The organism is Sciscionella marina DSM 45152, assembly GCF_000379465.1.
Lineage (GTDB): Bacteria > Actinomycetota > Actinomycetes > Mycobacteriales > Pseudonocardiaceae > Sciscionella > Sciscionella marina.
Genome location: NZ_KB905384.1, coordinates 25,871 through 44,550 on the forward strand (window position 1 = coordinate 25,871; position 18,680 = coordinate 44,550).

14 protein-coding genes are annotated in these 18,680 nt (G+C 63.4%); 9 read left to right on the plus strand and 5 right to left on the minus strand.

The genetic code is table 11. The features are described 5' to 3' along the window. Positions 1 to 29: 29 nt before the first annotated feature. Positions 30 to 725 carry a GntR family transcriptional regulator gene (locus A37U_RS0112160; RefSeq protein ID WP_020496917.1) on the minus strand — a complete coding sequence of 232 codons (696 nt, stop codon included), beginning with the start codon at positions 723 to 725 and terminating at the stop codon, positions 30 to 32. Positions 726 to 908: 183 nt separating this feature from the next. On the opposite strand from A37U_RS0112160, the gene A37U_RS0112165 reads away from it, so the two are divergent. Genes A37U_RS0112165 through A37U_RS0112190 form a run of 6 tightly spaced genes read left to right on the plus strand, consistent with a single transcriptional unit; the run spans position 909 to position 6,377 of the window. Next, positions 909 to 1,700, plus strand: coding sequence for an ABC transporter permease (locus A37U_RS0112165; protein ID WP_051111624.1), 792 nt, complete (start codon positions 909 to 911; stop codon positions 1,698 to 1,700). 28 nt (positions 1,701 to 1,728) lie between these two features. Then, the gene (locus A37U_RS0112170) at positions 1,729 to 2,700 is read left to right on the plus strand and encodes an ABC transporter substrate-binding protein (protein ID WP_157182772.1); all 972 of its coding nucleotides are present in this window, start codon (positions 1,729 to 1,731) and stop codon (positions 2,698 to 2,700) included. Further along, positions 2,697 to 3,446, plus strand: coding sequence for an ABC transporter ATP-binding protein (locus A37U_RS0112175; protein WP_020496920.1), 750 nt, complete (start codon positions 2,697 to 2,699; stop codon positions 3,444 to 3,446). The genes A37U_RS0112170 and A37U_RS0112175 overlap by 4 nt, the downstream gene beginning before the upstream one ends. Then, positions 3,443 to 4,768 carry a M20 family metallopeptidase gene (locus tag A37U_RS0112180; protein WP_020496921.1) on the plus strand — a complete coding sequence of 442 codons (1,326 nt, stop codon included), beginning with the start codon at positions 3,443 to 3,445 and terminating at the stop codon, positions 4,766 to 4,768. Before A37U_RS0112175 ends, A37U_RS0112180 begins: the two co-directional genes overlap by 4 nt. Further along, positions 4,765 to 5,385, plus strand: a complete 621-nt coding sequence (locus A37U_RS0112185; RefSeq protein ID WP_020496922.1) for a VOC family protein — start codon at positions 4,765 to 4,767, stop codon at positions 5,383 to 5,385. The genes A37U_RS0112180 and A37U_RS0112185 overlap by 4 nt, the downstream gene beginning before the upstream one ends. 11 nt (positions 5,386 to 5,396) lie before the next feature. Further along, positions 5,397 to 6,377 (plus strand): LLM class flavin-dependent oxidoreductase, encoded by a 981-nt coding sequence (locus A37U_RS0112190; RefSeq protein ID WP_020496923.1) that lies wholly within the window; start codon positions 5,397 to 5,399, stop codon positions 6,375 to 6,377. A gap of 376 nt (positions 6,378 to 6,753) precedes the next feature. On the opposite strand, the gene A37U_RS0112195 is transcribed toward A37U_RS0112190, so the two are convergent. The 4 genes from A37U_RS0112195 to A37U_RS43310 all read right to left on the minus strand — a co-directional run bounded on the left by A37U_RS0112195 (position 6,754) and on the right by A37U_RS43310 (position 13,733). After that, positions 6,754 to 7,467 (minus strand): hypothetical protein, encoded by a 714-nt coding sequence (locus tag A37U_RS0112195; protein WP_157182773.1) that lies wholly within the window; start codon positions 7,465 to 7,467, stop codon positions 6,754 to 6,756. Positions 7,468 to 7,613: 146 nt separating this feature from the next. After that, positions 7,614 to 8,717, minus strand: coding sequence for an SDR family oxidoreductase (locus A37U_RS43305; RefSeq protein ID WP_020496925.1), 1,104 nt, complete (start codon positions 8,715 to 8,717; stop codon positions 7,614 to 7,616). Then, positions 8,717 to 10,417, minus strand: a complete 1,701-nt coding sequence (locus tag A37U_RS0112205; protein WP_026197138.1) for a GMC family oxidoreductase — start codon at positions 10,415 to 10,417, stop codon at positions 8,717 to 8,719. Before A37U_RS0112205 ends, A37U_RS43305 begins: the two co-directional genes overlap by 1 nt. Positions 10,418 to 10,982: 565 nt before the next feature. Further along, the gene (locus tag A37U_RS43310; RefSeq protein ID WP_020496927.1) at positions 10,983 to 13,733 is read right to left on the minus strand and encodes a carboxypeptidase regulatory-like domain-containing protein; all 2,751 of its coding nucleotides are present in this window, start codon (positions 13,731 to 13,733) and stop codon (positions 10,983 to 10,985) included. 133 nt (positions 13,734 to 13,866) lie between these two features. On the opposite strand from A37U_RS43310, the gene A37U_RS43315 reads away from it, so the two are divergent. The 3 genes from A37U_RS43315 (at position 13,867) to A37U_RS0112225 (ending at position 18,680) form a co-directional block, all read left to right on the plus strand. Next, positions 13,867 to 14,394 carry a MarR family winged helix-turn-helix transcriptional regulator gene (locus tag A37U_RS43315; protein WP_020496928.1) on the plus strand — a complete coding sequence of 176 codons (528 nt, stop codon included), beginning with the start codon at positions 13,867 to 13,869 and terminating at the stop codon, positions 14,392 to 14,394. A 1,176-nt stretch (positions 14,395 to 15,570) separates the two neighbouring features. Next, complete coding sequence (locus A37U_RS0112220; RefSeq protein ID WP_240437560.1) at positions 15,571 to 17,040, plus strand: LLM class flavin-dependent oxidoreductase; 1,470 nt, start codon at positions 15,571 to 15,573, stop codon at positions 17,038 to 17,040. A 107-nt stretch (positions 17,041 to 17,147) separates the two neighbouring features. Further along, positions 17,148 to 18,680 (plus strand): ABC transporter substrate-binding protein, encoded by a 1,533-nt coding sequence (locus tag A37U_RS0112225; protein ID WP_020496930.1) that lies wholly within the window; start codon positions 17,148 to 17,150, stop codon positions 18,678 to 18,680.

Consider the following 18,680-nt stretch of genomic DNA (forward strand, 5'->3'; position numbering starts at 1 on the left):
TTAGGTAGTCGCCGGTGACACATGGCATGTCAGGTTCTCTCGTGCACGGTCCTGGTGAATTCTGCGATCTTACTCTGGCGAACTGTGGTCAGGTGCGCGGCCATCGTGTCCTTCGCGGCCTGCGGATCACGTTTACGCAGGGCGGTGACAATCTCGTTGTGCTGGCGCTGACCGAGTGCGATCTCTTCGTATTCGGTCTGTTTCATCAACGGGTCGTAAATCCGCTGCACATCGAGAATCTGTTCGAGTAGCCCGGTAAGGGTCTTGCTGTTCGCCGCGGCCCGAAGCTCCGCATGCCAGGCAACATTGAGCGGGCGGATCTCATCTCGGATCTTGGCCGCACGTGCCCCTTTTCCCGCAGTGCGCAAACGATGGAGCAGTCTCTCGAGCTCCTCGGTGAGCTGCTCGATCCGGGTGAGCTGGAAGTCGTCGGCAGTGGTGGCGGCGCGTTCGGCAATGGCACATTCCAGCACAATGCGCGCATCGAACACCTCGATGATCTCCTCGGGACGCAGTTCGTGGACGACGTAACCGCGGGTGCGTCTGGTGATCAGCCCTTCCTGGGCGAGCCGTGCAAGCGCCTCACGCACAGGAGTTCGGGACACACCGAGTTGCTTGGATAGTGGGGTCTCGAGCAGCACACTACCCGGCGGCAGCTCGCCGTCCATGATCATCTGCCGAAGCCGCCGGTGCTGTTCGGCGGTGGCCCCCTCGCGCACGGTCATGCCGCCCTCCTACTAATGGATACGTTTCTATATTAATGCATCCGTCATAGAGACAACGACCTCAACCTCCGACGCGATTCCATTGTGTGGATGGACTATACGCGCAGCGTAGCTCGCGCCCACTATGCAAGATGGATACACAATTGATTGACCCGTATACGTTTCCTGCTTAGCGTTCTGACCATGTCGATCTCTTCCCGGCCGAGTCGGATCGTGTTGCTTGTCGGGCGGCTCGTGCTGCTGTTCGGGGTGCTTGCGATCTGTGAGCTGCTGGTCCGCGGAGGAATCGTTTCCAGTCTGTATCTCCCCGCTCCGACCGATGTCCTCGTGCAGGCATGGCAGCTACTCGGCGGGGGAAGCGGGTTCTATATGAACCTGGGCGTGACTCTGCGCGAGTTCGTGATCGGTTACCTGGTCGCGGTGGTCGCGGGGATCGCGCTCGGCCTGCTGCTCGGCCTTGTCCCGCTCGCCGAGGCGTTCTTCCGGCCGTTTCTCGCCGCCCTGATGGCGGTACCGAAGGTGACCGTGATCCCGTTGCTGACCCTGTGGCTCGGGCTGGGTCTCGGGCACAAGATCGTGATTGTGTTCTTGTTCTGCTTCTTTCCCATCGTGTACAACACGATCGCCGGGGTACAGCAGACCTCGGAGGATCATCTGAAGGTCGCCCGATCGCTGCGTGCTTCCCGAGTGCAGTTGATCGGCAAGGTGATCCTGCCCTCGGCTATCCCGACGATCCTCGCCGCGCTGCGCACCGAGGCGGCCGCGGCCATCGTCGGAGCAATATTCGGCGAAATGGTGGCTTCGAAAGCCGGACTTGGGAACGGGTTGAACGAGGCGACCACGCTCTACGACACTCCGAAGGCATTCGCCTTCATCATCCTGATCACCCTCGTCTCGGTACTCAGCGTGACGGTCATCGACCAGCTGGAACGGCGTGTGCTGCTGAAGTGGCGGCCGCGGCGATCCCTGCGTTGACCAGCCAACCAACACCAAAGGAGGCACTGTGTCTCGTCGAATCGTCACCGTGTGCTGCGCTGTACTCCTCGCCGCGCTAATCCCAGCCTGCTCCTCCTCACTGGAGAAAACCGCGAACGGGCTGGTGAAAGTCTCCTACGCCTCGTTCGCCGGACCGAGCGGGCTGCCCGCGAAGTTCGGCAAACTGAAGGGATTTTTCGCGAAGCAGGGTCTCGATGTCAGTTTCGTGAAGGCCACCGACCCGGTTGGACTCACCTCCAGCGGCGATGCGGACATCGCCGATGCGGACACCACCTCGGCGGTGATCGCCGCAGGCAAGTCCGCACCGATCAAGATCGTCTCCTCGATGTACCGGACGAAGGGACCGTTCTACCTCATCGGCGGCAAGGGAGTCCCGAATATCGCACAGTTGAAGGGGAAACGGATCGGAATCGGACGCAAAGGCTCCGGCATGGAGGTGACCGCTCGCTACATCCTCAAGAAGAACGGGCTCACCGAGAACGACGTCACGCTGGTCCCGAACGGCTCCTATGAGGCTGCCTATGCGAGCCTAGAAAGCGGGCAAGTGGACGCCACAATCATCCACGAACCCTTCGTCTCGCTCGCCGAATCCAGCGGAACAGGCCGCCTGCTCGCCAAGGGCTGGGATTACCTGCCGAACTTCCACACTGGCGTCGAGATCAGCAATACCAATTTCACCAGCAAATATCCGGATATCGTGAAGAAATTCCTCGCTGCCTACTTCGAATCGGCGAAATATGCAAAACAGCACGAGTCCGAGTTCTTGAACTACGCCATCACTCAGATCAAGGTGCCCAAGGCGGTCGAGCAAAACGCGCTGCGCCGCGAGGACCCGATCTGGACGAATATCCCAGCGGTCGACGCTGACATGGTGCGGCAGACCCAGGAAATCCAAAAGAGCTTCGGCTTCCAGGACACCACCTACGACACTTCCAAGATCATCGACAACAGCTTCCTCCCCTCCGGCGGCGGGAAATGATCGGCTTCGAGCTCTCCGGGGTCACCAAGACCTACGGCGAGACAACCGTACTCGACCACATCGACTTGAGCATCGAGCCAGGCGAATTTTTGGTACTGCTCGGCAGGAGCGGCTGCGGCAAGAGTACCCTGCTCGAATTGATGGCCGGGCTGCGCACGACGAGCACCGGAACCATCCATTTAGGGCAGGAACGGATCACCGGTCCGCACCAGAAGATCGGTGTGGTCTTCCAGGATTCCTCGCTGTACCCGTGGCGGACCGTGGCGCGCAACGTGGAGCTCGGTTTGGAGATGGCCGGGACACCGAAGGCGAAGCGCCGTGAACTGGCCCGCGCCCAGCTTGATCTGGTCGGTCTACCGGAAGTCGCGCAGCAGTACCCGCACCAGCTCTCCGGCGGCATGCGCCAGCGCGTCGGCATCGCCCGGGCACTGGCCCTTCAGCCGGAAGTGCTGTTGATGGATGAACCGTTCGGCGCGGTAGATCACCTGACCAGGCTGCAGCTGCAGCGCGATCTGCTGCACCTGTGGTCCACTGAACGCCGCACCATCGTGTTCGTCACCCATGATGTGACCGAGGCGCTCCTGCTCGCCGACCGCATCGTGCTGCTCGCTCCCGGCCCCGGACACATCGCCGCCACCTGGCGGATTTCCCAGGAACGCCCGCGTGAACCGGATGCACTCAGGACGGTTCACGCCGAGATCCATGAACACCTCGGTGTACCGCAAACCGTGAAAGGAATTGGATGACCGTCGAACCACGAACCCCCTATCCCGGGCTGCGCGAGCGCAGACAACGGGAACTCCAGCGAGTCCTGGACGAAACCCAGCCACCGCACTCGGCCCACGAAGGTGCGCCCGCGCAGGTACACGCACGTATCGCCGACCGAGTGGACGCGCTGCGCGGGGACCTCACCGCGCTGGCCACGGATCTGCACGAACACCCCGAGCTGGCCTACGCCGAACATCACGCGGCGGCCGCTATCGCGAGTGTGCTTGAGCGACACGGGGTACGCACCGAGGTGGGCGCCTACGGTCTACCGACCGCGATACGTGCCGTCTGCCACAACGATGGCCCCGGGAATAACGGGCCGACCGTGGCCGTAATCGCCGAATACGACGGGCTGCCGGGGATCGGCCATGCCTGCGGGCACAACATCATCGCGGCGAGCGCGGTCGGCGCGTTCCTCGCCCTCGCCGAAGAATTCGGCACCGTGGAGCTGATCGGCACCCCTGCCGAGGAGGGAGGCGGAGGTAAGCAGCGAATCCTGGACGCGGACGGGTTCGAACATGTGGATTTCGCGCTGATGGCTCACCCCGGCAATCTCGACGTCGCGGGCAGTCGTTCGCTCGGATTCCGCCAGGTCGCGGTGACTTACCGGGGTATCGCTGCGCATTCGGCTACCGGCCCCCATCTCGGGGTAAACGCGCTGGACGCGGTGGTGGCCGCCTACACCGGGATCGCTCAACTGCGCCAGCATATTCTCCCCTCGGATAAGGTCCACGGCATCATCACCGACGGCGGCCAGGCGCCCAATATCGTCCCGGAGACCGCCTCAGCGGTTTTCTACGTGCGATCCTTGGAACTCGACACGCTCGCCGAACTGCACACCAGGGTCGACACCATCCTGCGCGCGGCGGCGGACGCCACCGGAACCGCTGCGGATGTATCGTGGGATAACGCGCCTCCCTACCTTCCGTTGCGTACCAACAATACCCTCGAAGCGCGGTACGCGGTCGCGCTCTCCGGGCGACGTAGTGTGCTGCCGACCGCGGCGCGCCCCGTCGAGGAGGTGGCCTCTACCGATATGGGCAACGTGAGTCTCGCGGTTCCTGCCATTCATCCGATCATCGCCATCGCACCGCGCGGGGTCGCCAACCACACCGCCGAATTCGCCAAATATGCGGCTGACGCGCAACCGGCCATCCTGGATGCGGCGGTCGGTCTCGCCGGAACAGCGGCCGACTTCCTGCACGACGAACAGCTGCGCAGCGATGCCCGCGCCGAGTTCGACCGGTTGGGCGGGCCGGTTTCGCTGCGCGACGCACTCGCGAAGGAACAGACAGCATGATCGAGCCGACTCTGGACCACCTTGTCTACGCGGGACCAGACATCGACCGGCTGGTGGATTCCTTCACCGAACGCACCGGGATCACCCCGGTACTCGGTGGACGGCATGTCGGCCGCGGCACCCGAAACTATCTCGCCGGGCTCGGCGGTGTGGCGTATCTAGAACTCATCGGTCCGGATGATCCCGCACAACCGAAACCGAGCACCTTCGGTATCGACGAACTCAGCGAGCCGAGACTTGCCGCCTGGGTGGTCCGTCCCGACGATATCGAAGCCACCGTACGGCAAGCTCGCGCGCACGGTTACGACCCGGGCGATATCGGCCCGCTCTCCCGCCGCACACCGGAAGGCGTGTTACTGGAATGGCGGCTCACCCCGAATCGTGGTGACCGTTTCGGCGGGCTCGCTCCGGCGCTGATCGACTGGCTGGATGCTCCGCATCCGAGCACCAACGACCTGCCCGAGTTGCGTCTGCTTTCCTTGCGCGGTACCCATCCGGACCCGCAGGCTCCGCGAGCCGTCCTGCGCGCCTTGGACATACAGCTGGACATCGACACTGGGATACCTGGTCTGATCGCCGAACTCGACACCCCGAACGGCCGTGTCACCCTTACCTAGGAGGACTTGCCATGCCCCAACGATCGCTCGGTCTCACCCTGCCCCAACGCGGTACCTTCTTCGGGATCGCCGGGCTCGGCGAACTCGTGGAAACCGCGCATTTCGCCGATGAAACCGGTGTTTTCGACTCGGTATGGATCGGTGACAGCCTGCTCGCGAAGCCGCGACCGGAATCCGTGGCGCTGCTCGGTTCGCTGGCCGCGGTCACCACACGGGTCCGACTCGCCGTCGGTTGCCTTGCCACGTTCCCGATCCGGGATCCGGTGTTGTTCGCCGACCAGTGGGCCACCCTTGATCAGCTCTCCAACGGTCGCATGCTGCTGGCCGTGTGCACTGGGATCGTCAAGCCCAACGATGCATCCGCGAAGGAGGGCGCGCTCTATGGCATAACCGACTCCTCCCGCGCCGGACGGCTGGAGGAAAACACCGAGATCATACGCCGCCTGTGGACCGAGGACAAGGTTGGTTTCCACGGCAAGTACCGCTCCTTCGAGGACGTGACGGTGCAACCGAAACCGGTGCAGTCCCCACCACCGGTGTACATCGCCTCGAATCCGGTGCCACATCCGCTGGCCACCCGTGCGCTGCGCCGCGTCGCACGGATCGCGGATGGTTGGATGACCACCCGGAAGACGCCCGAGCATCTGACCGTGAATCTACCGGCTATCAAGGATTTCCTGCGCGAGGAAGGAAGGGATCCGGAAGACTTCGGGGTTTCCGCGTACCACAATCTCAACCTCAATCCGGATCGCGAGGCCGCCTACGAGGAAAGTCACCGGTTCCTCGGTGAGTACTACGGTCCGGTGTTCACCCCGGAGCAGGCGAGAAACTGGACCGCGGCGGGCACCCCGGAGCAGGCAGCGGCCGATATCCGGGCACTGTACGGGGACGGGGCAACCGAAGTGACGCTGCGGATCACTTCCTGGGATTGGCGCAACCAGCTCAAGCTTCTGGTGGACGAGGTGATTCCACGCGTTCTCTCTGACGACTGACGACCCGGCAAGCCGCGCGTTGGGGACCCCAAACCCACATTACCCCGAACTGCCGGCCGGGCAACCACCACCCGCTCGGCCGACTCACATCGGCACCTCTGATGATGAACGAAGAGACCAACGTCTGGCCGTCGTCATCGCGGACGTATAAACCGAGCGCGCCGCCCCTCGAGGATGCCCGTCTTCGCGTGCACCCTCCCACCACCTGGCAAGCCGACGAACCGGATCCACAGGGCACCGCCGAGCGCGGCCTCCGGTGGCACGCGGTTTTTCCTCGCTTCCCACATGTGCCCGGACAGCACATCGTGACGAAGACTGACCGGCACATACGATGACACGACGGCATTGAGTAACGGTCGGGGAAGCGATTATCCGCTTACCGGCTCGGGTGCAGGTGTATCGTGAGGTTGGTTACTGGCCGAATTACGTTGCCCGAGAGCGGGTCGGTTCCTTGGGTACTCGTCGATCGCCCGCCGGTGGTTGTGGTGATTCGGTGATGCCCGTTCGTTTTCGCTGTGCCGAGCAGTTCGGTGGTGTTGGCGGTCGCGGCGGCGGTGAGGGTGGCTGGTAGCGCGATCACGTTGCCGGAGAGGGTTCCTTTTTCGCCTTCGGTGGTGATGGGTCCGCCGCTGGAGGCGGCAGTATTGCTGTCACCGGTGCTGGTGGCCTTGCCGAGCAGCGCAGCGGCGTTTCCGGCGATGACGACGGGAACGGTAGCGTCGACCGAGGTCTGGTTCCCGGAGGCAAATCCGCCGTAGCCGCTGGTATCCACTGGGCTCGGCGCCGCGCCGATGGCTTTGGCCCCACCGGCATCGGCGTGTGCGGGACCGCCTATCGCGATGGCGTTCCCGCTGACGTTGACCGGCACGACGAGATTGGCCTGTTCATGGTCGAGGTGAGCGAAACCGCCGACATGTTCCGGATCGGGGTGGTCGTGTGTTGGCCAGGGTGGATGCAGTGGCATGGACGCCTCGTACAGTTTGTCGTAAAGGGGCTGGAGAGCCCTGACCAGATCCCGTGTGCGTAAGGTCAGCGAGTGGTCGGGTGTGCGCAATTCACCTACCGGTGTGCCGATCACGTTGCCGTGCAAGGTGATCGGTATCGTAATCGACCCGGTCAATGGCAGCAGGAGCCCGTCGTTACCGTGTGCTCCGTCTGCCGCGGCGATCCCCGCGACGGTGGCGTTCGCGCCGATGGCCAGCGCGGCCGCGGTGATCCCCCTTCGCCACCATGCCTTCATGATGCTTCTTCTCCCTCTGGTACTGAGGCACCGAACTGCTGGTCGAGATAAACACGGCACAGTCGCCGCAATGTTTCGGTGTTGAACGGAAATTCGAGTGGTCCAGCTGCCGCGTTCGCGGTGTCCTGCCGGAAGTGCTTGTGCCCGGTGATGTAGGAGCGGTAGAACTCGATACTCCTGTCGAAGTGTTCGTCGACTCGAGACAGCTCGCCGCGATCGGAAACGTAGCGGGGACGCGGCAGGTTCACGGCGTCGAAAACGGAGTCGATGACTTCGCCGACTGTCGGTGGACGATCGTTGGTCAGGTGCACGATCGTCGCGCTCGGGCGTGGCAGGGCGAGCCGGACTGCCTGTCGTGCCACGACATCCACTGGAACCAAGTTGGCTGGTACCGAGGGATCTGCCAGCAGCGAAAGCCGTCGTGGGCGGTCGGTATCGCGCCGTTCTAGGATTCTTCGGAATCGGGCCAGCCGGTCAAGGAAACCGTAGAGTCCGAACGCGCTCGAGGTGGCGAGGCTGACGCTGTGACCGACGATGATGCTGGGTCGCAGGATCTGCGTTTCGAAAGTATCCGCCGCCAGTACAGCGGCTTCTGCGGCAATCTTGCTTTCCTCGTACACATTGTTCACCACAGCATCGGTGCCGACAGGCTGCTCGAAGATCATGCCGGACCGATTCCCGGCCACATAGGCAGTACTGATGTAATGGAAACGACGGGCACCTGCGTTCGCGGCGATCGCAAGCGCACGTTCGGTACCGACCACATTAGCGGCGTAGATCGCCTCCCGGTCTCGTTCGGCGTAGCGAAGCGATGCCGCGCCGTGCCAGACACGATCGATCGCCCCGACCTCGGGGGCCGGATCTTGGAGTAGATCTCCGACCACGAGCTCGATCCTGCCCAGCAGCGGTGCGATCCAGTGCGACGGGTGCCCGTAATCGATCGCGGCCCTGGTCAGCACGGTGCGCAACCGTGTCCAGGGATCTACGGTGCCCGCGCGCACAAGCGTCACCAGGCGTGCGTCTGTATCTTCGAGGAGCCGCAGCACCAGCGCTGCGCCGAGGAAACCGGTGGCCCCGGTAACCAGCTGTCGTTCCGGCATTAGATTTCCCCGCCTGGCTTAACGACCGGGGTTTCCTGGGAAAGTACCGGGTTTCTCGCAAGTACCGGTTCGACGTGGCGATACGGTTCGTCTGGCGCCGGGCGCGGGTCCGGCTCGCCCGCGTTTGGCCACATGGAAACCGCGCGCTCCGCGAGGGCGGTGATCGTCAGGGCCGGGTTGGCCCCGAGGTTCGCAGGCACGCTCGACCCGTCGATCACGTGCAACCCCGGATGACCGAATACCCGGTGGTACGGGTCGATGGCTCCGGTCTCGGCACACTCACCGATCACGCAGCCGCCGATGGGATGCGCGGTCAGCGGAGCACCGACCAGTTCACCCCAGGTGCCACGCGGTCTGCCGCCTACCTTCGTAGCGATCCGGCGCGCCAACTCGTTGGCCGTGGGAATCCAGGTAGGAACCGGCCCCCCGTGGCCGGGTTTCGCAGTCAGTCCGCTGCCGAACAACCCCCGCCGCAGCCGCACCGTGACCGAATTGTCCAGCGCCTGCATGACGACCATGATCGTCGTACGCTCCGACCACCTTCTGCGCCAGAACAAGGTGAACAAATCGCCCGGTCGGCGGACGGCCTGCCGCACGAACTTCCACCACCGAGGACCGCCGGGGCCGCCATCGGTCAGCAACGTACAAAGAAACCCCATCACGTTGCTACCCGGACCGTAGCGAACCGGTTCCACGTGGGTGTGCGCATCGGGGTGGATCGAACTGGTGATGGCGACACCCTCGGTGAAGCCCGGATCGGGCTTTTGTGTCTCAGCAGTGAGCAGTGATTGTGAATTGGTGCGTGTCAGCTGCCCGAGCCGCGCAGAGAGCTCGGGCAATCCGCCACTTCGTCGGGACCGCATGAGTAGTTCCAACGTGCCCAACACCCCGCCGGCCAGAACCACCTGGCGCGCGGTGAGCACCCGCGTGCCGCACCACGGCTGCGCCGGAGTCGTTGTGACAAGCCGGTATCCGCCGCCTGAAATGAACCGGACATCGGTCACCGATGTCTCCTCGAAGATCCGTGCCCCGGCGTGCTCGGCGAGATACAGATAGTTGAGATCGAGCCTGTTCTTGGCGCCATACCGGCACCCGGTCATGCACTCACCGCAGAGCACACACCCGGTTCGGTCGGGGCCCAGCCCGCCGAAATACGGATCGGACACCCGTTCCCCCGCCCGCCCGAAGAACACCCCAACCGGGGTCAGCCGGAACGTATCGGCAACACCGATCTCCGTAGCAGCCTCGGCGAACAATCGGTCCGGCAACGTGCCACCCGGGTTCACGCGGACACCGAGCATCCGCTCCGCCGTGACATAATGCGGTTCGAGTTCCGTTTTCCAGTCAGTGATTCCTCGCCAGGAAGGATCCTCGAACGCCTGCTCCGAAGCACGATACAAGGTATTCGCGTACACCAGCGAACCGCCACCAACCCCGACACCGGAGAGGACGGCAAAATTCCGTAAAAAGGAAATGCGTTGAATACCGCGCAAACCGAGTTTCGGAGCCCACAGGAACTTCCGAAGCCGCCAGCTTGTCTTCGGTAGTTCATCGTCGGCGTATCGCCGCCCGGACTCGACCACAGCGACGCGATATCCCTTCTCCGTCAAACGTAGAGCACTGACAGCACCGCCAAAACCAGCGCCGACTACTACCACATCCCAATCGAAGCTCCCGGCTTCCGCGCCAGACTGGTCCATTCACACTCCTCCATCACGAACGGCTGACCTCACCCAGCGACTGGGGCCCACGTCACGCTCAAGCAACGAGCAAATGATATTGATCTCCGTGCCTGAAAACGTCAAGATAAACCAAATATTGAAACAATCCCAAAAGAAGCGCGATCAAAGACATACTCCAGGAACGCTCTATTCCCTATTCGAGAATATCTTGTTGCGATATTTGGCAAGCCCGCCGCTGAGGAGATCCGGATTCTGCAGGAACTCGCCGGCCACATAGCAAACCGTCTACAAGGGATGGCGTTAGAAACTGGAGGAAAGCTCCGGTGGTGCACGGTACCGACGCTCACGTGATCGGGTTTAGCGCAAGCATAATCGCTTCGTCGCGCTGACGGGGTGGGGCGAGAATTGTTGCAGCGAGAGCGCCTGTACGGGTCGACCCAAAAGAGCGTCTTCGACCAGGCTGTGCAAACGCTGCGCTTCCCCGATGTGTTCGCGTACTACCTTGGTGCGATAGCGAGTCAAATCCCGCCGCTGCCGGATCGGCTGTGGCGGGACGAAACTCGGCCGCACCAGACACACGCGATCAGGGGAACCTCAATTCGGAAAGGTTCGCATGTTCGTCGGTGGCGAGATCCGCTCTCGGTAAGACGAGATCGAGCTGATTGAGCCGGTCGCCGGACAACCGTGTTTTCGTGGTCACCGTGGCGTACCCAGTGGTGATCATGTTGTAGGTCCCCGGATCGAGGTCCAGTCGGTATCGCCCCTGACGGTCGGCGTGGGTGTGGGCGAGTAACCCGCCGTCCGAGGCGAACACGGCTACCGCCGCCTCAGGATGTGGTTCCCCATGCGGATCACGGATAGTGCCGTGCACGCTGCTCCGCGCCGCAGACTGTGTGGACAGGATGAAGTCGGCTGCGGCCGGTGCACGGACGTGAACGCGCACTCGACCGGCCACCGACTCCTGTCCGCTGGTGGTGACGGCGGTCAGGTAGTGACCGGCAGCGCAGTCGGAGAATCGGTAATATCCGGTCAAAGGGTTGGTCTCGGCATGTGCCGCCTCGTATCCCGATGGGTGCAACAAGGTCACTCGGGCGGACACGGGTTCGCCGCTGTCGGTGATGACCTGGCCGACCACCGTGTTACCGAGTCGCGTCTCCACGAGCGCGGTCTCGCTGGGAGTGGAAAGCTCCCGCAACGATTGGTGCACATGCGTCAGCGTGCGCAGCACCGGGCTGGATGCGCGCGCGCCGGGCACCGCGACGGTACGGCCGAACAACGCCACATCCGCCGCGACCAGCGGGTCGGAGGCGCTCGGCTGGTCGCGCCCGATGCGGACCCTGGCCAGTTCCTCGCCGGCGGTCGCAAGTGCGCGACACGCGGCGGCCAGCCCCCGCTGCCGTACCGGTGGGGCGTCCCGCAACGCGACAGTCAGCGCACGGGTGGACGTTGCGATACTGGCATACAGCGAAAGCCGGTGCCGCACCTGGCGCGGGCTATTGTTCCACAACAATGGGCGGGTCATGGGTTTCGCAACCAGACTCAACTGCCGCATCCGGTCGTCGAGCGTTCTCGACAGACCGGCCAGATCGGCCGACTCCCCACCGGCGACCGGATCCAGCCTGGTTGCGGCCGCGTGCAGCAGCTCAGCGAGCTGATGCAGGAAGGCATCACGCGCGGACCGGAACGTATCGCGCGTGGATAATGGCATCACCACCAGCGCGACCAGAAAGCCGATCCCGGCCCCGACCGCGGTCTCCTCGAGTCGCAGCAGCAGAAAGCCCGGGGAGAACTCGTGGAGTACGCTGTAGAGCTGGCCGAGCATGATCGTCAGGAAGAAGATCATGTACGCGTACGAGAGCCGCATCAGGTAGAAACCGCAGAACATGGATGCGACGATGACCACGATCGACCAGATCGGCTGCCCGGCAGTGAGCTCGGCGAATCCGATGGAAACCCCGAGCCCCACGAGGGTACCGAACACGCGGTTCCAGCCCTTGATGAACTGTTCGCTGCGCGTGGCCGTCCCCGCGAACATCAGGAACGCGGCCAGCACCGCCCAGTAATAACGGGTTTCGGACAGCTCGCGGCCGACCAGGATGGCCAGCCCGCCGGCGATCGCGACCTGCACCGCCTGCCGGGAGGACATCGCCATCCGCGCCAGCGGGTTCCACCGATGACCACGCGCGTGCACCTCCCGCGCGGCAGCCGGGGAGCCGGGCAGATTGCCCATCACCAGCTCCACGACCGGCTCGAACTCGTCGAGCTCCGCGTCGTCGTGCGGTGCCAAGTCGCCCCTGCTACGAGCGAGTGCAACGAACTCGAGCACGGCAGCAGCGAAATGCCGCGCCGCCCACCAGCCCTCACTGCCCGGTTCGGTTTCGCCGTCTCCCGCCGGTTCGCTGCGCTCGGCGAGCTCGTGGGCGCCACGGTTCGCGCCCTGATCATCTCGACGAGCCAGCCGATCCGCGACACGCGCCGCCATCAGGCGCAAGGAAGGTTCGGCAGACACCAGTGCCTTGGCCGCGGTGGCCATGCGGTCCATCGTCTGCTGCGCCTCGACCAGCTTGCGGCGTAACACCACCGGCGAGTCCCCGGCGGGCAAAGCGCCAGGCTCACCCGACATCGCCTCGACCATCAGCGCAATCTCGGCGAGGTTCGCGTGGCTACGCTGAATGCGTCGCCACGCCCTGGCCACCCGGGCCTCGTCCGGTTCCCGGTCCACGAGCAAGACAGCCACCGCGCGAGCCATCGCCCTGGTTCGAGCATCAAAGCCGCGCACCGCCCGATTCAGCGTGCGAGCCGGGTTTTCCCGTAACACCGTGATCGAGAGCAGCACCACCCAGACTGTGCCGATAACGATCGCGACCAGCAGCAGCGGCAACATGTCGAACGTGGCATGCAGGAACGACGAGAAGAAATACCCCATCCACCCCATGAACCCGTAGAAGAAATACGGGATACCGAACTTACGGATGAACACCGCCACGAACATGACCACCACGAACACGCCGAGCATCAGATCGGTGTTCCCCGAAACCGACACCCCGGCACACATACCGGCCCCCAGCGCAACAGGAAAGAACAATGCCGTGCGGACCTTGGGCCACACACCGGTCCCACTCAGCGCCTGTGCCCCCATCATCGCCACCATCGCGCCAAGCAACATCACGACCAGCATGAGCTTCGCGTCCGCCCCGATCAGCAAAGCGAAACCGTACTCCACCGCGAGCGCACTGGCCATGCTGATCGCCGAAGACCCTGCCATCCGAATCCGCCCGAGCCCGGGATCCGAAGCGACCAGCCGGTCCCACAGTTCAACGAGCCGCTCGGGCACGAATAACCACCCTTCCCGACGCTGGACAATCAGCGTCAACGACGAGACCGCGGCACCGAAGCGGCGCTGATTCCGTCGTCCAAACCAACCAGTCACCGGTACTTTACCGCCAACTATCGGTATAGTACAGGTTATGAGTGAAAGTGACGCACCGACCAGCGTTGATACAGTCGGACAACAGGACACACTCGATACCGTCGAGCTCGCCACCGCAGTCCTGGTTCGCAACTTCGAGCTCCTGCGTCGACGCAGCGACATTTACACCGAGCTCGACCGCTCCGAATACCTGCTGCTGCGCAGCCTCGAGTCGGCGGCTTCAGCCGACATTCGCTCGCTGGCCGCCGCACTCGGACTCGACCCCTCCACCGTCGGCCGACAGATCGCCACAATGCAACGCAAAGGACTGGTCACCCGACAGCTCGACCCGAGCGACCGGCGATGCAGCCTGATCTCCCCGACCGCCAAAGGCCAACACAAGATGGCCAACACCAAACGCAAACGCCGCCAAAGCCTCACCGACACCCTCGGCGACTGGACCGATCGCGAACTCCGCGAATTCGGCGAACATCTCCGGCGCTACAACCGCGCCATCGCCCAACAATATTTGGCAATTAGGCCCCAACCACGCCCAGCAGTGGAACCACTCGCGAATCAACCCTGACCCGACCGGTGAGCGGATTGTCAAGGTGACCGGCGGACACTCCCGCACACCTGCGCCTCAATCTCACGATTACGTTGCGCGCCTACCGCTTGACAGCATGTATCAAGTTACCGGTGTCGACGGACCGAAACGTCGACACCGCGTTTCATGACGTACAAATGATCGGACACGCGAAAGAATCGGAACATAACGGATGGTCTGATCGTTGCCTGCACAGCCCGGAGAGGACACCGGACATGGCGACTCATCAATTGCCGATCGAACAAGCCGAAGTCAGCGACGAAGCGACCAAGCGATTGTATCTCGTCGTCGGACGATTGTTCAGATCTCTGCGCAGGTGCGGTGATATCGACGGTCTCGGTCACGGCGCGGTCTCCGCGCTGGTCACCCCTGGCCAGCTCCGATGCCATGCGCCTCGGCGACCTCGCCAGTCGTGAGGGTGTTGCGGCGCAGACCCTTTCCAGGATGATCGCTGTGCTCGTGGACGAGTGCTATGTCGCGCGCGAACCCGTCCCGCCGATGGGCGGACGATCCGCTCACAGATCGGGAGAAGTGGCGGGATCGGGCTGCGAAGTTGGAATCCGGTAGCCCGGTATCACTACGTGAACTTGCACATTGCATTGCGCTAATCGGTGAGCGGGTCGAGCAGGAGAGCATCGAGGTGAGCAAACTAGTCGCGGAGTGGTGTAGAGCCCGGGAGTCCTCGAGTGTATCTCGCGGGCGATGCTGTTCAGGCCGAGTTGATCAATGTGATCGCTGACGCCGATAACCCTCGCGAGCCGCGAGTCTCAGTGAACGATCGCCGTGCCGGAAACTCATCGTTTCTGCTCGGGCTGCCAATTCGGGTCCCGACCCAGGAGCGCCACGATCCGGTCCATGGGCTTGTCATCGGCGGGTTCGGGAAGCGGGGCGCGGTAGGAGTCGGAGGCGCCGGTCAGCGGGGCGAGTCAAGTACGGAACCGTCGGCAGGCGCCGATCCTGACCTTTCGGGCCTCGGGCCATCAGCTCGACGAGTCACACATCGCCCGCGACCGATTCCTTGCGGTGACATGGGTGGCCGGCGGCGCGGAATCGGGCCGCGCTGGTATTCGATGGGATCCCGCGCAATTTTTACTCTGTATATCCGGGCGGATGAGAGGAGTAGTCGGTTTTCCGTGAATGCTCGGTGTTCGAAATATGAATATTTCGCCGTATTTCCAGAGTGTGAGACGTTCTGGAACGTTCGATGTGGTGCGTTTACGTTCTCTGGATAGCAGAAGGAAAGGGCGAGCCATGGCGCGAATCCTGCATTTCAACGGATTCGAAATGAACACTCCGAGTCATATCAACCACGGACTGTGGGTGCACCCGGGCAATCGGCGGCATGAATACACCGATATCGGGTATTGGCTGGATACCGCGCGGTTGCTCGAGCGTGGGCTGTTCGATGCGTTGTTCCTGGCTGATGTCGTCGGCACGTACTCGGTGTACGAGGGTAGTCGCGATTCGGCGATCGCGCGTGGGATCCAGTCGCCCAATAACGACCCTTTCCTTGTTGTGCCCGCGATGGCGGCCGTGACCGAGAATCTTGGTTTCGCGGTCACGTTCACGACGACGTACGAACCGCCGTTCGGGAACGCGCGTCGGTTTTCCACGCTGGACCATCTCACTCGGGGCCGTATCGCATGGAACGTTGTCACCGGGTATCTTCCGGACGCGGCCCGCAATTACGGTCTGGGTGCGCAGGTGGGGCATGACGATCGGTACGAGCTCGCCGAGGAGTTCCTGGAGGTCTCCTACAAACTGTGGGAGGGCTCGTGGGAGGAGGACGCGGTGCTGCACGATCGTGCGGAGCGGCGGTACAGCGATCCTGCGAAGGTTCATGAGATCAGCCATCGCGGACGTTATTTCACTGTCGATGGGCCGCATTTGTCGGAGCCTTCACCGCAGCGAACGCCGGTGATCTACCAGGCCGGTTCGTCGGATCGTGGGCGCGCGTTCGCCGCCAGGCATGCGGAGGCCATTTTCGTCGGTGCCCGCACCGAGCGGCAGGCGCGTGAGGTGATCGATGACGTCCGTGAACTGGCCGAGGCGAACGGCCGCGGACGCGACGCCGTGCGATTCCTTGTCGGCCTCAACGTTATCGTCGGTGAAACCGAGAACGAGGCGCGGCGCAAGCTCGACGAGATCCTGCGTTATCGCGACACGATCGGCTATCTCGTCCATTTCGGTGGCAGCAGTGGCATCGATCTCGCTGCCCTCGGTGCCGAGGAGTATCTGGGGTTCAAGGCGCGCGGACATGTCGAATCGGCGGAGAGGTCCTTCGCGGACAAACGTGTCCGCGAAGTGGTGGATCATTTCTCGGATCCCTTCGACGACCCGTTCTTCGTCGTCGGTGCGCCGGACCAGGTGGCCGACCGGATCGAGGAGATCGCTGAACGCACGGGCGTTGACGGGTTCAATCTGGTGCAGTACCTCTCGCCTGGCACGTTCACCGACTTCATCGAACTCGTGGTGCCGGAACTGCAGCGCCGCGGTCGTTATCGCAGGTCCTACACCGAGGGCACGACATTGCGTGAGCGCCTGCACGGCGAGGGCCCGCGCCTGCCCGCATCGCATCCGGGCGCCGCGCATCGCATCGGTGCGAGCATCGGCGCCGTCCCGTGAAGCGCGCGATATCCGCGGTGGTGGTCGGGTTGACGGTTGTGCTCACGGCCGGTTGCGCGGGGAACGCAGGCGTTGCCACATCCTCGTCTGGCCCGGTGCGCGGCGGTATGATCACCTACGCCGCCGATCGCGAACCGACCTGTCTTGATCCGCACAACAGCGGCGACATGCCACAGACTTATGTTGCGCGACAGTATCTCGATTCCCTGGTGTCCGAGACTGCGGGCGGGAGGGTCGTGCCGTGGCTTGCCACGGGCTGGACGATTTCACCGGACGGGCTCACCTACGATTTTACGCTGAAACAGGGCGTGAAGTTCACCGACGGCGTCCCGTTCGACGCGGCGGCCGTTGTCGCGAACTTCCACCAGATCCTCGATCCGGCCACCCAGTCTTCGACGGATCTACTCTATCTCGATTCGTATTTCGACCAGGCCATCGCGCTCTCGAACCACGCCGTGCGGATTCGGCTCAAGCGCCCTTATTCGCCGCTGCTGACCGCACTGTCCCAGGCGTTCTTCGGCATGGAATCACCGAGGGCCATGGCGCGCGGGCTCGCCGCGAACTGCGAGTCTCCTGTCGGAACGGGCCCGTTCAAGGTTGTGCAATGGAATCATGAGCGCGACGTGCAGCTGGTCCGCAACGACGGATATGATTCGGCGCCCGCTAACGCGCGGCATGCGGGCCCGGCCTACCTCGACGGCATCACATGGAAATTCCTCAAGGACAACACCAGTCGATATGGTGCGCTGGGGTCCGGTGAAGCGGACCTGATCTTCAACGTTCCGCCCGAAGACGAGGAGCTCGCAAGAGCGGACCAGTCGATCACGCTGCAGTCGTTCGTGCACTCGGGCTCGCCGTTCAGCCTGGACCTCAACACGCGCAGCCCGATTTTCTCCGATATCCGGGTCCGCCGAGCCTTCGTGCACGCCGCCGACGCGAAGGAAGCCGTGCAGAGCGCCTACGCAGGCGTCTTTCCTTACGAGGGCAACATCCTCAGCAGCGGCACACCGGACTACGACCGCCATTGGCACGAGACGTTGCCCTACGACCCGGTCGCGGCGAACCGGCTGCTCGACCAAGCGGGATGGACTCACCGCGACGCCGAGGGGTACCGCACCAAGGCGGGCCGTGAGCTTTCCGTACGCCTGCCGTACAACGCCGACAGCGCGGAGACACCACCCGCGGACTTGACGATTCTGCAGGACGTGCAGGCGATGGAGAAGCGAGTTGGTATCCGGGTCGTTCTCGACGCACGCGATGAGGCCAGTATGAATGCGGTCAAGGGCGATCCCAGGGCGTACGACCTGCTCGGCAACTACTGGAACAGCCCCACACCCGAGGTCATGTACATCAGGTTCTCCAAGGCGACCCTGGACGTGGGCAACGGCGAGAACACGCCGTTCACCTGGGACAAGGGACTGGACGACACATTGCTGCGCGCCTCGGCTACCACCGATCCGGCTACGCAGAAGCGGTTGTACCAAGCGGCACAAGGGATCCTCGCCGCGAAGGCATGGAGCATGCCGATGTATCCGATCCAGACCCGCCTTGCGGTGTCGAAAAGGCTCAAGGATGTCTGGATCGAGGTCTCCGAGGGAGAGCCGGTCCTTTCCGACGCCTATCTGAGCGCAGGAGGGTGA